Source organism: Sphingomonas radicis (assembly GCF_051400635.1).
Classification (GTDB): Bacteria; Pseudomonadota; Alphaproteobacteria; order Sphingomonadales; family Sphingomonadaceae; genus Sphingomonas.
In genome coordinates this window covers 1-13,555 of record NZ_JBLFFG010000003.1, presented here as the reverse complement: position 1 = coordinate 13,555, position 13,555 = coordinate 1, and the positions used below count along the sequence as shown (strand labels likewise).

Below are 13,555 nucleotides of genomic sequence, written 5' to 3'. Positions count from 1 at the left end.
TCGGGTAGTAACCTCATTTGACGCTAGGTCGCCATGGGCGTAGCCTTGCGTCATGCTGGCATGGTTCCGGCGCCGCTATCTCGACCTGTTGGGCTCGATCTACATCTACAACGAGCACCGCGGGTACACGAGCATCGACCGCGTCCTGGAGGCAGTGCGGGCGCGATCCCCCGACGATGCCGCGCTGATCGCGGCGATCGAGAAGCACCGCGCCGACGAGCGCAAGCACTACCTCATGTTCAAGCGCTGGTTCGAGCTGCAGGGGAAGATGCCGCTCAGGGTCGATCGCACCTGCGGCCATATCGATCGCTTCGTCGAGATCATGTTCCGCCGGACGATCGACGAGCTCGACACCGGTGCGATCATCGCCAGCGACGCACAGTTCGAGAAGCTGTGCCGGGTGATCTCGCTCACCGAGCAGCGCGGCTACAAGCAGGTCGATATCCTGCTTCGCCACCCGCTGGTGCGGGACGACAAGGTGCTGATGAAGATCTTCCGGATCATCGAGAAGGACGAGCCGAGCCACTGGGCGCCCTATGACGGCTGGTTGAAGGCCAACGGCAAACGCGATCCCGCGTGGTGGGAGCGCGCGATCGACAGCTTCATCCACTCCGAACTGCTCTTCCTCAAGCTGCCTGCGCTCTTCCTCAACCCCCGGCTGAAGCGGCGGACCGACTGGGCTGATGCGGAGGACCCGGCCGAGGCGAAAGCGTCGCCGCTGCCGGCACTCGCCTGAGCCGCCGTCCCGGCTTTCGTCGGGGCGATGGCTGGGGCATAGCGCGCGCATGCGTATCCTCCTCACAGGTTCCTCCGGCTGGCTCGGCCGATTCCTTGCGCCGATGCTGCGGGCGCGCGGCGACACGGTGGTGGGGCTGGACGTGGCGCCGGGCGTCGACACGCAGGTGATCGGATCGGTCGCAGACCGCGCGCTGGTCGACCGCGTTTTCGCTGAGCATGGAATCGAGGCCGTGATCCACGGCGGCGCGCTCCACAAGCCGGACATCGTGCGTTACCCGGCGCAGGCGTTCGTCGACGTCAACGTCACCGGGACGCTCAACCTGCTCGAGGCGGCGCGGGCGGCCGGGCACGACCGGTTCGTGTTCACCTCCACCACTTCACTGATGATCAGCCAGACGATCCGCGACGAGCATGCCGACGAGGCGGTGTGGCTCGACGAAGCGAGCGGGCCGCTGGAGCCGCGCAACATCTATGGCGTCACCAAGCTTGCGGCCGAGCAGCTCTGCCGGCTCGCCTGGCTGGAGAGCGGGATGGCCTGCGTCGTGCTGCGCACCAGCCGCTTCTTCCCCGAGGAGGACGACACCCATCGCGCTCTCTCGGGCGAGAACATGAAGGCCAACGAACTGCTCCACCGCCGGCTGACCGTGGAGGATGCGGCGCGTGCGCACGTGGTTGCGCTCGACAGGGCGGCTGACGTGGGCTTCGGCACCTTCATCGTCTCGGCGCCCACGCCCTTCCTGCCGGAGGACTGCGCCGAGCTGAAACACGACGCCGCTGCCGTAATCGCACGCTATTTCCCCGATGCGCCCAAGTTATACGCCGCAAAAGGCTGGGAATTACCTGGTTCGATCGGACGTATCTATGACGCATCGCTTGCCGAGCGGGTCCTCGGTTTTCGGTGCGAGACCAGTTTTACTGCGGTTCTGGATGCCTTGCGGAGAAGCGAAACGCTCCCGTTCGCGCACGATCCGCATTATGTCTCGCCCAAGGAAGCAACAGGCGCCGCGTAATCTTTCGCCGCTTCCGGTTCGCTTTTCCCCGTTAAGTTTATGATCTTCCTCGGGGGAGGGGAATATGCGCTGGATAATCCGCGGCCTCGTCGGGCTGGCCGCACTTGTCGTGCTGGTTCTAGCAGTGGTCTATGGCGGGTCCGAATGGGTCCTGCGGCGGGCGCATGCCGTGCCGACCGAAAGCGTTGTCGTACCCATCGATGCGGCGTCGATCGCGGAGGGCGGGCGCATGGCGCGGATCGCCAATTGCCGCGACTGCCATGGCCAGAGCGGCGAGGGGAAGCTGCTGTTCGAGGCGCCGGGGCTCGGCCGCATCGCGCCGCCGTCGCTCGCCAAGGCCGCTGCGACGATGACCGACGAGGACCTCGTCCGCGCGATCCGCTACGGCGTGCGCAAGGACGGATCGTCGCTGATGATCATGCCGACCTATGCGCTCGGCCACATCTCGGACGAGGACATGGGGCGGATCATCGCCTGGATCCGCACGCTCAAGCCCGGCCCGAAGGATTCGACTGCGACCATGTCCTACGGCCCGATCGGCCGCGCGCTGATCCTCGCGGGCAAGCTGCCGCCGATGGCGACCGCGGGCAAGGTCGCTCCTGCGGCGCGGCCCGCGGACATGGGCCGCTATGTCGCCGATTTCGCCTGCCTCGCATGCCACAAGCTGCACCAGGAGGGCGTGATGGAGGACGGCAACACCAAGGTGCCCGCGCTCGCGCCGGTCGTCGGGGCCTATGATCCGGCGCGGCTCAAGACGCTGCTGCGCACCGGCGTCGGCACCAAGCCCGACCACGGAATCATGAGCGTGGTGGCTCGCGAGAGCTTCGCGGTGCTCACCGATCCGGAGATCGACGCCATCCAGACCTATCTCAAGGTCGAGATGGACAAGGCGCCGCCGCAATAGCCCCTCCCCCGCAGGGGCTTGGCGGGGGAGCCCGAGCACGCATGGGCTCCCCCGTCTTACGCTCGGCCGATAGCTCGCCTTGGCGACGTAAAATTGCGGAATGGGTTGCCGGGGCGCAATATCGGATTAGATGGCCCCATCATGGCCAGTAAACCGCTCACCCTGTACGAGAAGATCTGGGCCGATCACGTCGTGGAGCGCCGCGACGACGGCACCTGCCTCATCTACATCGATCGCCACCTCGTCCACGAAGTGACGAGCCCCCAGGCTTTCGCCGGCCTTCGCGCCGCCGGCCGCGCGGTGCGCCGTCCCGATCTCACGCTCGCGGTTCCGGACCACAATCTTCCCACCACGCCGCGGGTCGATGCCGCGGGTGCGCCGCTGCCGATCGCCGATCCGGCGAGCGCGGGGCAGCTTGCGGCGCTGCGATCGAACGTCGCCGAGTTCGGTGTGCCCTATATCGACGCGCTCGATGCGCGGCAGGGGATCGTCCATGTCGTTGGGCCGGAGCAGGGCTTCACGCTTCCCGGCACCACGCTCGTCTGCGGCGACAGCCACACCTCGGCGCACGGCGCGCTGGGCGCGCTGGCGTTCGGCATCGGCACCAGCGAAGTCGAGCATGTGCTGGCCACCCAGACGCTGCTGCTCCAGCAGATGAAGACGCTGGAGATCCGCGTCGACGGCAGCCTGGGCTTCGGAGTCAGCCCCAAGGACGTGGTGCTCGCGATCATCGGCAAGATCGGCGCCGCGGGCGGCACCGGCTATGTCATCGAGTTCACCGGCGAAGTGATCCGCGCCATGTCGGTCGAAGGGCGGCTGACCGTGTCGAACATGTCGATCGAAGGCGGTGCGCGCTCGGGGCTGATCGCGCCCGACGAGACGACCTTCGCCTATCTGAAGGGCCGTCCGCTCGCTCCCAGCGGCGAGGATTGGGACAAGGCCGTCGCCTATTGGCGCACGCTGCCCACCGATGCCGGCGCGCGCTACGACCGCATCGTCCAGCTCCACGCGACCGACATCGCGCCGTCGCTCACCTGGGGCACGAGCCCCGAGGATGTGGTGCCGATTACCGGCGCGGTCCCCGATCCCCAGAGCTTCGCCGATCCCTCCAAACGCGTGGCCGCGCAGAAGTCGCTCGATTACATGGACCTGGCGCCCGGCATGGCGATGCAGGACATCGGCATCGAGCATGTCTTCATCGGATCGTGCACCAACAGCCGGATCGAGGATCTGCGCGCCGCCGCCGCGGTGGTGAAGGGACGCCACATCGCCGATCGCATCCGCCAGGCGCTGGTCGTGCCGGGCTCGGGTCTGGTCAAGCGCCAGGCCGAGGCCGAGGGGCTCGACCGCATCTTCACCGAGGCCGGTTTCGAATGGCGCGAGCCGGGCTGCTCGATGTGCCTGGCGATGAACCCCGATAAAGTGCCCAGCGGCGAACGTTGCGCTTCAACTTCCAACCGGAATTTCGTAGGAAGACAGGGGCCGGGAGCCCGTACCCACCTGTTGTCGCCGGCCATGGCGGCGGCAGCGGCGGTTACGGGGCGCTTGACCGACGTCAGGGATCTGGTGTCGGCGGATGCGTGAGGGGGTTTTTGATGAAGCGGGCGCTGGTGGCATTGATTGCGGGAACGGTGCTGTGCGGCCTCGCCGCGGCCTATGCGAGCGCGGTGGAGAGCCAGCCGGCGCTGCGGGCGCAGGCACCGGCCGTCTGATCGTCGCGCCCGGTCAAGCCGGGCTACCACTTTTCGCCGAGAGTATTCGCTGATGGAACCCGTCCGCCAGGTCGAGGGGCGCGCCTATCCGTGGGGTGCCAAGAACATCGACACCGACATCATCATCCCCGCCCACTGGCTCAAGACCACCACGCGCGAGGGCCTGGGCAGGGGCGCGTTCGAGACGGTGCGTGCGCAGCCCGGCAACGTGTTCGACGATCCGCGCTACGCCGGCGCGCCGGTGCTGGTCGCCGGCGACAATTTCGGTTGCGGCTCCAGCCGCGAGCACGCCGCCTGGGCGCTTGCCGATATGGGCATCAAGGCCGTGATCGCGCCCAGCTTCTCCGACATCTTCTCCGGCAACGCCTTCAAGAACGGAATCGTCCCGGTGGTGCTGCCGCAGGAGGCGGTCGATCGGCTGGTCGAAGTCGCGAAGACCGACGAGATCACCGTCGACCTCGAGACGATGACCGTCACCACGCCCTTCCAGGATCGCTTTCCCTTCGAGCTCGATGCCTTCCGCCGTGCCTGCCTGATGCAGGGGCTGGACGAGATCGGTATGACGCTGGCAAAAGATACCGAGATTTCGAAATACGAATCCGGTGTCGCCGCGGCGCGGCCCTGGATCACGGGGAGAGGCGGGCATGAAGGCACTGCTGTCGAAGGCGCCGGGCGGACCTGATACTCTAAGCCTGGAGGACGTACCCGATCCTGTTCCGGGCGCGGGGCAGGTGCTGGTCGCAGTCAAGGCCTGCGCGATCAACTATCCCGACGTCCTGATCATCGAGGACAAATACCAGTTCAAGCCGCAGCGCCCCTTCGCGCCGGGCGGGGAGATTTCCGGCGTGGTCGAGGCGGTGGGCGAGGGGGTCAGTGTCCTTGCGCCGGGCGATCGCGTGCTCGGCGTGATCGGGCATGGCGGGCTGGCGGAGAAGGTCGTGGTGGACGCGGCCCGGCTCCAGCGCCTGCCCGAAGGGCGGAGCTTCGAAGAGGGCGCGGCGCTGCTCCTCACCTATGCCACGACGATCCACGCGCTGGTCGACCGCGGCAAGCTGCGGCAGGGGCACACGCTGCTGGTGTTGGGCGCGGCCGGCGGCGTGGGGCTGGCAGCGATCGAGCTCGGCAAGGCGTTCGGCGCGACCGTGGTCGCGGCGGTTTCCTCCGAGGAGAAGGCAGCGGCGGCCACAGCCGCGGGCGCTGATCGCACTTTGGTCTATCCGCGTGGGCCGCTCGACAAGGACGCGTCCAAGGCGCTCGCGGAGGCGTTCAAGGCTGCGGTCGGGCCGCAGGGTGCCGACGTGATCTACGATCCCGTGGGCGGCGACTATGCCGAGCCCGCGCTGCGCGCGATCGGCTGGGAGGGGCGCTATCTGGTCGTCGGCTTCCCCGCGGGCATCCCGCGGCTGCCGCTCAACCTGACGCTGCTCAAGAGCTGCGACGTATGTGGGGTCTTCTGGGGCGCCTTTGCTGCGCGCGACCCCCAGGCCAACCAGGCACATGTCGAGCGGCTGTTCCGGCTGTGGAGCGAAGGCCGGATCGCGCCCCGGGTGACCGAAACGTTCGGCCTGGAGGACGGCGGCAAGGCCATCGCCAAGATGGCGGCGCGCCAGGTGATCGGAAAGGTCGTGGTGAAGGTGGCGGGCTGACTTATCCTCCCCCGCCAAGGGGAGGTGGCGCGCGAAGCGCGACGAGGGGGCGGAAGCACGCCGGCTGGTACGTTCTGGCATCCGCCCCCTCCGTCAGCCTGCGGCTGACACCTCCCCCTGGCGGGGGAGGATTCGCATATCGATACGGCTCGAAGTCCGGAACGCCGGACTCATCACCCGTTGCCTTGCCCCCATCGCCCTCCTATCTCGGGCCGAACGGCACCAAAGGGGCTTGAGGACCACATGACGACTTTCGACGATCGCGAGCGGGCGTTCGAGGCGAAGTTCGCGCGCGACGAGGAAATGGTGTTCCGCGTCACGGCGCGGCGCAACCGGCTGCTGGGCCAGTGGGCCGCGGCGAAGATGAACCTCACCCCCGAAGAGACCGACGCCTATGCCAAGGCAGTGGTGCAGGCCGATTTCGAGGAAGCCGGCGACGAGGATGTGATCCGCAAGCTGCTGAGCGACCTGCTCGCCGCCGGAATCGAAGTGGACGAGACGAGCATTCGCCGCGCGGTCGAGGAGCAGACCGTCGAAGCGCGCCGCCAGCTGATGGAAGCCAAGTAAGATGCCGATGGCCGCGACCGATATCGAGGCGCTGATCAAGGCAGGCATCCCCGATGCCCGCGTCGAGATCACCGACCTTGCCGGCGACGGCGATCATTATGCCGCGCGGGTGGTGAGCCCGATGTTCAAGGGCATGCCGCGGGTGCGCCAGCACCAAGCGGTTTATGCCGCGCTCGGCGATCGGATGGGCGGGGTGCTCCACGCGCTCCAGCTCACCACCGAAGCGCCAGTCGAGGAGTAAGACAAGTGACCGACGAAGTGCAGGACCGGATCAAGGGCCTGGTGGACAGCAACGACGTGCTGCTCTTCATGAAGGGCAGCCCGCTGTTCCCGCAGTGCGGCTTCTCCAGCCGGGCAATCGCGATCCTCAACCATCTGGGCGTGGAGTTCGAAAGCGTCGATGTGCTGCAGGACCAGGGCGTCCGCCAGGGCATCAAGGCCTTTTCGGACTGGCCGACGATTCCGCAGCTCTATGTGAAGGGCGAGTTCGTCGGCGGATCGGACATCATGATGGAGATGTACGAGAGCGGCGAGCTTCAGCAGCTGCTGGCCGATAAGGGGCTCGTGGCCTGAGCGAGGCAAATTCCCCTCCCTGCAAGGGAGGGGTCAGGGGTGGGTAGGAAAAGGCCGGGCTCGATGCCCGGCTTTTTGCTTATCCGGGGCGTCCTGGGCCAGTTGAACCTCCCCCCGTTCGCCCTGAGCTTGTCGAAGGGCGGCCATCCGCGAGCGAATGGCGGGTGCGAAGCGCCCTTCGACAAGCTCAGGGCGAACGGGGTGGTGAACGGTTTCTCCCGCATGCAGGCCGAGGCTCCTCTCCCGTGGGCGAGGGGCCTTTTTTGCGCGACTCGCATATCGATCTGCTGGAAACCCGGGTCGGGTGGGCCGCCGCGAGACCGGTTGGAAGCGGCCGCCCACCCTGGAATGAAGCGTATGAAACGCTACGGGTGCCTGCAACGATGCACTGCGCGTGCCAGTTCCCGCAAGCCATGATTTTCTGCGTCTCTCGATGGTTAAGGACCATTTGCGGCGAGCACCGGTTGTAAGCCTTTCCGACAGTTGCGTTGCCGTAAGGAGCCGCAGGCGACGCAGCGTTCCCGGCAGTCGTTCAGCCACGGTTCAGGGTATTGACTACAGACGTAATCATCACGATTACAGTAGTAGTCGAAGGGGAGATCGATGACCGAACGCATCAGCGATGCCGAGCATGCCGTGATGGAAGTGCTCTGGGACGAGTCGCCGCTGACGGCGCAGGAAGTCGCCGAGCGCGTGCCCGCCGAACGCGACTGGAGCGCCAACACGGTCAAGACCCTGCTCGGCCGCCTGCTCGCCAAGAACATCATCGCGCACGAGGAGGATGGCCGCCGCTACCGCTATCGCCCGCTCGTCGCGCGCGGGGACTATGTCGCCGGGGAATCGCGCAAGCTGATGGACCGGCTGTTCGGCGGCCGCCTCACGCCGCTGGTCGCGCACCTCGCCGAGCGCGACGCGATCACCGATCAGGACATCGCCGAGATCGAGGCTCTTCTGAAGGAGCTCAAGCAATGATCGCCTGGGCATTGGAGACCTTCGTCGCCACCACGTTGCTGATGCTGCTGGTGCTCGCGATCCGCGCGCCGGTGCGCAAGGTGTTCGGCGCCCATATGGCCTATGCTCTGTGGTTGTTGCCGGTCGCGCGCCTGCTCCTGCCGCCCTTGCCCCAGAGCTGGCGGGAGCAGGCCGCGGCACCCGTCGCCGCGGCGGGCGACGTCATCACCTATTACATCGTCGAGCCGATCGCCGGTCCGGCCGAACCGATGGCCGTGGCCCCGGGTGCCTCGATCGACTGGTTGATGCTGGGGATGATCGCCTGGGCCGTCGGCGCGGCGATCTTCCTCGCCTATCATTTGATCGCGCACCGCCGCCATTGCCAGACGCTGCTCCGGCGCGCCCGCATCGACCGCACGGTGGCCGAGGGCCGGGTGCGCGTGATCGAAACCGACGCCGCGCATGGACCGCTCGCCTTCGGCGTGTTCCGCAAATACGTGGCCTTCCCGCGCGACTTCGCCGAACGCTACGACGAGCAGGAGCGCGACCTCGCGCTTGCCCATGAGCTCTGCCACCACGTCCGCGGCGATCTGATCGCGAACTGGATCGCGCTCGTCTTCCTCGCCATCCACTGGTTCAATCCGGTCGCCTGGAGGGCTTTCCGCGCCTTCCGTGCCGATCAGGAAATGGCCTGCGACGCCCTCGTGCTCGCCGGCCGCGCCCAGGCACTGCGCCATGCCTATGGCCGTGCGATCGTCAAGTCCGCGCATGGGGGTGCGGTCTCGGCGGCATGTCACTTGCACACGATAAACGAAGTCAAAGGGAGGTTACGCATGCTTGCGAAGACGCGGAAGAATTCCCCCATCCGCCTTGCGGCCGGTCTCGCCGGAGTGAGCGCGCTGTCGCTCGCCGCGCTGGGGCTGACTGCCTCGGGCACCCAGGCGGCCGAGAAGATCAGGGACAAGGTCGAGACCAGGCTGGGCATCGATCTGGAGCAGGCCCAGCCCGCGCCGCCGGCTCCGCCCGCCGCCGCCGAGCTCCCGGCCCCGGCCGCAGCGCCGGCCGCGCAAGCTGCGCCAGCCCCGCAGGCGGCGCCCGCGGCTCCCGAAGCGCCCAAGGTCCAGCGCCACGTCTATCGCTTCAACGACGGTGAAGCCGGCAAGGACGGCAAGCAGGTCCGCAAGATCGTGATGGTCCAGGCCGACGGCCAGACGCGCGAGATCGAGATGCCCGATCCCGATGCGATCCGCGCATCGATCCCCGAGATCCGCGACGGCAATTGCGGCAAGGACGGCAAGGCCCATGTCGAGCAAAGGACCGAGGGCGACAAGAAGATCATGATCATCTGCTCCGATCGCATCGAGATGGCGAGCGTCGATGCCGAGCGGATGGCGCGCGTCCACAAACGCCTCGGCATGGAAAGCGCGATGATGGGCCTGCGCCAGGCGCGCCGCGCGATCGAAACAGAGTCGCACATGACCGCTGACGAACGCGCCAAGGCGCTCAGGGGCATCGACAAGGCGATCCGCGAGCTCGAGGAAACCAAGTCGAGGGACTGACGAGAGGGGAGGGGTATTCCCGCGATCTCCCAAGCGTTCGATCGCGGGAACGCCCTTCACGGCGGGGCTGGCTGAACTCCTTCGCAGCCAGCCCCGTTTCGTGTCCGGCCGGCGGCGCGCCCTTGCCTTGCCGGGCCGCAGCCGCCATTTCGGCAGGATGATCGAAGCCCCCACCGGCGAAGCGATGGCGGTCGGTCCGCTGGTCACGCGGGTGCTGGCGCCCAATCCGTCGCCCTTCACCTACACCGGCACCCAGACCTATCTGGTCGGCGCGAGCGAACTTGCGGTGATCGACCCCGGTCCCGACGATCCCCGCCACCTCGACGCGCTGGTCGCCGCGATCGCCGGACGGCCGGTCACCGCGATCCTGTGCACCCACACCCACCGCGACCACAGCCCCGCCGCCGCCCCGCTCAAGGCGCTGACTGGCGCTAGGATCATCGGCTGTGCCCCGCTCACGCTCGAAGATGCCGGGCCGCGCGCCGATGCGGCCTTCGACACCAGCTATTCGCCCGACCAGGTCCTGGCCGACGGCGAAAGCGTGGCAGGCCCCGGCTGGACCTTGACCGCTGTGGCGACCCCCGGCCACACCTCGAACCATCTCGCCTTCGCACTGCCGGAGGCGGGCGCGCTCTTCACCGGGGATCACGTCATGGGCTGGTCGACCACGGTCGTCGCGCCGCCCGACGGCGACATGGCCGCCTATTTGGACAGCCTCGACAAGCTGATGCGCCGCGACGACCGCATCTATTATCCCGCGCACGGCGATCCGATCGAGAATCCCCAGCGCTTCGTCCGCGGGCTGATGGGGCACCGCAAGCAGCGCGAGGGCCAGATCTTGCGGCTGCTGCGCGCGGATGTCGGCACGATTCCCGAGCTGGTCGAGCGCATGTACGTCGGGCTCGATCCGCGGCTCGTCGGCGCGGCGGGCCGCTCGGTGCTCGCGCACCTGATCGACCTGGAGGCGCGCGGCCTGGTCGCGCAGCGCGGCGACGACTGGCGGATGGCGGCGTGAACCGGCGCTGGATCAGGATCGGCGTCGTCGCTGTGGCGATCGCGCTCGCGGTGGGCGCCGGGCTCTGGATCGTCGGCGAGGTCGTGAAGCGCCAGTTCGCCGGGCCCAGCCCGGTCACGGTGGCGCAGGCGAGCCTTCAGGGGCTGCGCGAGCAGAACCGGCTCTCCACCTTCGCCGCGCGCTATGTCGCGGTCGTCACGTCGAAGCAGAGCCGGCTCGGCCTCAGCGCGCAGAAGACGCTGATCATGCCCGGCATGGTCCGCTACGAAGTCGATCTCTCGAAGCTCCAGCAGCGCAACCTCGAATGGGACGCCGCATCCAATCGTCTGACGGTCACGCTCCCGCCGATCGAGGTCGTCGGCCCGCAGGTCGATATCGACAATATCCAGGAATATTCGGAAGGCGGCATATTGATGCGGCTGACCGACGTCGAAGGGAAGCTCGACGAAGCCAACCGCAAGGCCGGCCAGCAGGAGCTGATCCGCCAGGCGCGCGCGGAAACACCGATGAAGCTCGCGAAGGAGGCGACGCGCCGAGCCGTCGAGCGCAGCTTCGCGATGCCGCTCAAGGCAGTGGGGCTCGACGCGAGGGTGGAGGTCTATTTCCCCGACGAGCGCCGCCGCACCAGCGACGAGGTGTGGGACGTCTCGCGAAGCCCGGAAGATGTCGTCGCCAACAAATGGTGAAGCTTTGTGCGTTTCAGCAAAGCTGAAACGGTTGCCGCACAGCGAAGCTGAAAACGATCTCGCGCGGCTTGATCCGCGGCGCCCGCGCCTCCATGTGCGCTGGGACATCATTTGGGTGAGGGAAGATGGACGCACGCAACGGCATCGGCGGCAGCCTCGCGGGGCTCGATCTTCGCGCGGAGATCGACCGGCTGCGCAAGGAGCGCAACGCCGTCATCCTCGCCCATTACTATCAGAAGCCCGAGCTTCAGGACCTGGCCGACTTCGTCGGCGACAGCCTCGACCTCAGCCGCAAGGCAGCCGAGACCGACGCGGACGTGATCGCCTTCTGCGGCGTGCGCTTCATGGCCGAGACCGCCAAGATCCTGTCGCCCGACAAGATCGTGGTGCTGCCCGACATGAACGCCGGGTGCAGCCTCGAGGACAGCTGCCCGCCCGAGCAGTTCGCCGCCTTCCGCGCCGCGCACCCCGATCACATCGCGCTCACCTACATCAACTGTTCGGTCGAAGTGAAAGCGCTGAGCGACATCATCGTCACCAGCTCGTCGGCCGAGCGCATCCTCGCGCAGATCCCGCCCGAGCAGAAGATCATCTTCGGGCCCGATCGCAACCTGGGCGGCTATCTCACCCGCGTCACCGAGCGCGAGATGCTGCTGTGGCCGGGCGTGTGCATCGTCCACGAGGCGTTCAGCGAGACCGAGCTGCTCAAGCTCAAGGCGCAGCATCCCGGCGCGCCGATCGCCGCGCACCCCGAATGCCCGCCGCACATCCTGGATCATGCCGACTATGTCGGGTCGACGCGCGGCATCCTCGAATATGCCCAGTCCTTCCCGGGCGACACGCTGATCGTCGCGACCGAGCCGCACATCATCCACCAGATGGAAAAGGCGCTGCCGGAGAAGAATTTCATCGGCGCGCCCGGTGCCGACGGCAACTGCAACTGCAACATCTGCCCCTATATGGCGCTCAATAACATGGAGAAGCTCTACCTCGCGCTCCGCGACCTCGAGCCGCGGATCGAGATCGAGGAGGAGATGCGCCTCAAGGCCAAGAAGAGCCTCGACCGGATGCTCGAAATGGCCAGCGCCAGCGTCGGCTATGGCGATCTCGGCCCGGTGCGCGTGACCGGCGACTGACGCCGGCGCTTCGCCTGCGCCATCCTGGCGGGCGAATACATCTTTCAATATTGGGTAAACCGGCTGCCGCAGAGGCACGCGGAATGGTCGCGCGCTCGCATTTCGGTGCGCGTTCTGCCCGCCTACGTGGAAATACTTCAGAAAAAATGCACGCCTGCGCGGAAACGCGTCCTGGCGCTCGCTCTATAATGGAGATGGCCGTCTGCTCGTCCATTTTCGCTGCGGGACCGGTCAGGAGAATAATTGGGTTCGGCAGCGCCGGCCCGCAGAAGTCATTGGAGCCCCGACGTGTCGTTATCCAACCAGCCCATCTCGCGAAAGCTCGCCGGGGCTTTTGCTGCGCTGATCATCGTTTTTGCGATCGTCGGGAGCTTCGTCTTCTCGAGTCTTGCTACGCTCAGCGGCGCAGCGGAGGACAAGGAGCGCTCGCTCGAAGCGTTGCGGCAATCTCAGACGATCCTGACGCAGGTGCTGGAGCAGCAGAACGCCGCGCGTGGCTTTGCCCTTCTCGCCAAGGACGAGTTCCGCAAGACCTATGACGAGAACGGCGAGAAGATCTTCAAGACGATCGATGCGTTCAAGGAAAAGTCCACCTCTCCGGAACAGCATCAGCGCGCCGATCAACTAGTTTCGGCGATCAAGGAATTGCGGGTCAAGCTCGACAATGTGATCGAGCTGGCGCGCAACCCAGCCACCCGCGCCCGGGCGGGCGAGCTGTCGGGCGTCAAGATGCTGGGCGACATCCGCCCGGTGATTGCCGACATCCAGAAGATCCAGACGGAGCGCGTCGAGACGCGGATCCAGGCGGAAGCCGATGCACAACGGGCTGCGAAGTTTGCGATCTGGCTCGGCGGCTTCATCGCTGTGGCCCTCGCCGGAATGTTCGGATGGCTGCTTTCCCGGACGGTCGCCAAGCCGATCCGCGAGATGACGCAGACGATGAATACGCTCGCCGCGGGCAACAACCGCGTCGACGTGCCGGGCACCGATCGCGGCGACGAGATCGGCGCGATGGCGAAGGCGGTGCTGGTGTTCCGCGAGGCGGCTGTCGAGAAGGA

At 66.9% G+C, this 13,555-nt stretch carries 15 protein-coding genes; all 15 read left to right on the top strand.

The window, feature by feature from the left end; genetic code table 11:
• The first annotated feature begins 52 nt into the window (after positions 1-52).
• A complete protein-coding gene (locus tag ACMGDH_RS12350) occupies positions 53-736 on the top strand; it encodes a ferritin-like domain-containing protein (RefSeq protein ID WP_436828268.1) in 684 nt (227 codons plus the stop codon).
• A gap of 49 nt (positions 737-785) precedes the next feature.
• Positions 786-1,748, top strand: coding sequence for an NAD-dependent epimerase/dehydratase family protein (locus tag ACMGDH_RS12345; protein ID WP_436828267.1), 963 nt, complete (start codon positions 786-788; stop codon positions 1,746-1,748).
• 64 nt (positions 1,749-1,812) lie between these two features.
• On the top strand, positions 1,813-2,652 hold the full coding sequence (locus tag ACMGDH_RS12340) for a cytochrome c (RefSeq protein WP_436828266.1): 840 nt from the start codon (positions 1,813-1,815) through the stop codon (positions 2,650-2,652).
• A gap of 141 nt (positions 2,653-2,793) precedes the next feature.
• On the top strand, positions 2,794-4,236 hold the full coding sequence (leuC, locus tag ACMGDH_RS12335; protein ID WP_436828265.1) for a 3-isopropylmalate dehydratase large subunit: 1,443 nt from the start codon (positions 2,794-2,796) through the stop codon (positions 4,234-4,236).
• Between the two features lie 180 nt (positions 4,237-4,416).
• Positions 4,417-5,046 (top strand): 3-isopropylmalate dehydratase small subunit, encoded by a 630-nt coding sequence (leuD, locus tag ACMGDH_RS12330; RefSeq protein ID WP_436828264.1) that lies wholly within the window; start codon positions 4,417-4,419, stop codon positions 5,044-5,046.
• Positions 5,009-6,010, top strand: coding sequence for an NADPH:quinone oxidoreductase family protein (locus ACMGDH_RS12325; RefSeq protein WP_436828263.1), 1,002 nt, complete (start codon positions 5,009-5,011; stop codon positions 6,008-6,010). Before leuD ends, ACMGDH_RS12325 begins: the two co-directional genes overlap by 38 nt.
• A 243-nt stretch (positions 6,011-6,253) precedes the next feature.
• Positions 6,254-6,577: a DUF1476 domain-containing protein gene (locus tag ACMGDH_RS12320; RefSeq protein ID WP_436828262.1), complete on the top strand. Its 324-nt coding sequence runs from the start codon at positions 6,254-6,256 to the stop codon at positions 6,575-6,577.
• A 1-nt stretch (position 6,578) separates the two neighbouring features.
• Positions 6,579-6,818, top strand: a complete 240-nt coding sequence (locus tag ACMGDH_RS12315; protein WP_436828261.1) for a BolA family protein — start codon at positions 6,579-6,581, stop codon at positions 6,816-6,818.
• A 5-nt stretch (positions 6,819-6,823) separates the two neighbouring features.
• Complete coding sequence (grxD, locus tag ACMGDH_RS12310) at positions 6,824-7,150, top strand: Grx4 family monothiol glutaredoxin (RefSeq protein ID WP_436828260.1); 327 nt, start codon at positions 6,824-6,826, stop codon at positions 7,148-7,150.
• Positions 7,151-7,753: 603 nt separating this feature from the next.
• Positions 7,754-8,122, top strand: coding sequence for a BlaI/MecI/CopY family transcriptional regulator (locus ACMGDH_RS12305; protein ID WP_436828259.1), 369 nt, complete (start codon positions 7,754-7,756; stop codon positions 8,120-8,122).
• Positions 8,119-9,660 carry a M56 family metallopeptidase gene (locus ACMGDH_RS12300; RefSeq protein WP_436828258.1) on the top strand — a complete coding sequence of 514 codons (1,542 nt, stop codon included), beginning with the start codon at positions 8,119-8,121 and terminating at the stop codon, positions 9,658-9,660. Before ACMGDH_RS12305 ends, ACMGDH_RS12300 begins: the two co-directional genes overlap by 4 nt.
• 157 nt (positions 9,661-9,817) lie before the next feature.
• On the top strand, positions 9,818-10,675 hold the full coding sequence (locus ACMGDH_RS12295; RefSeq protein ID WP_436828257.1) for an MBL fold metallo-hydrolase: 858 nt from the start codon (positions 9,818-9,820) through the stop codon (positions 10,673-10,675).
• Complete coding sequence (locus ACMGDH_RS12290; RefSeq protein WP_436828256.1) at positions 10,672-11,361, top strand: DUF4230 domain-containing protein; 690 nt, start codon at positions 10,672-10,674, stop codon at positions 11,359-11,361. Before ACMGDH_RS12295 ends, ACMGDH_RS12290 begins: the two co-directional genes overlap by 4 nt.
• Positions 11,362-11,486: 125 nt before the next feature.
• The gene (gene nadA / locus ACMGDH_RS12285) at positions 11,487-12,497 is read left to right on the top strand and encodes a quinolinate synthase NadA (protein ID WP_436828255.1); all 1,011 of its coding nucleotides are present in this window, start codon (positions 11,487-11,489) and stop codon (positions 12,495-12,497) included.
• A 288-nt stretch (positions 12,498-12,785) separates the two neighbouring features.
• On the top strand, positions 12,786-13,555 hold a 770-nt coding region (locus ACMGDH_RS12280; RefSeq protein ID WP_436828254.1), incomplete at its 3' end, for a CHASE3 domain-containing protein.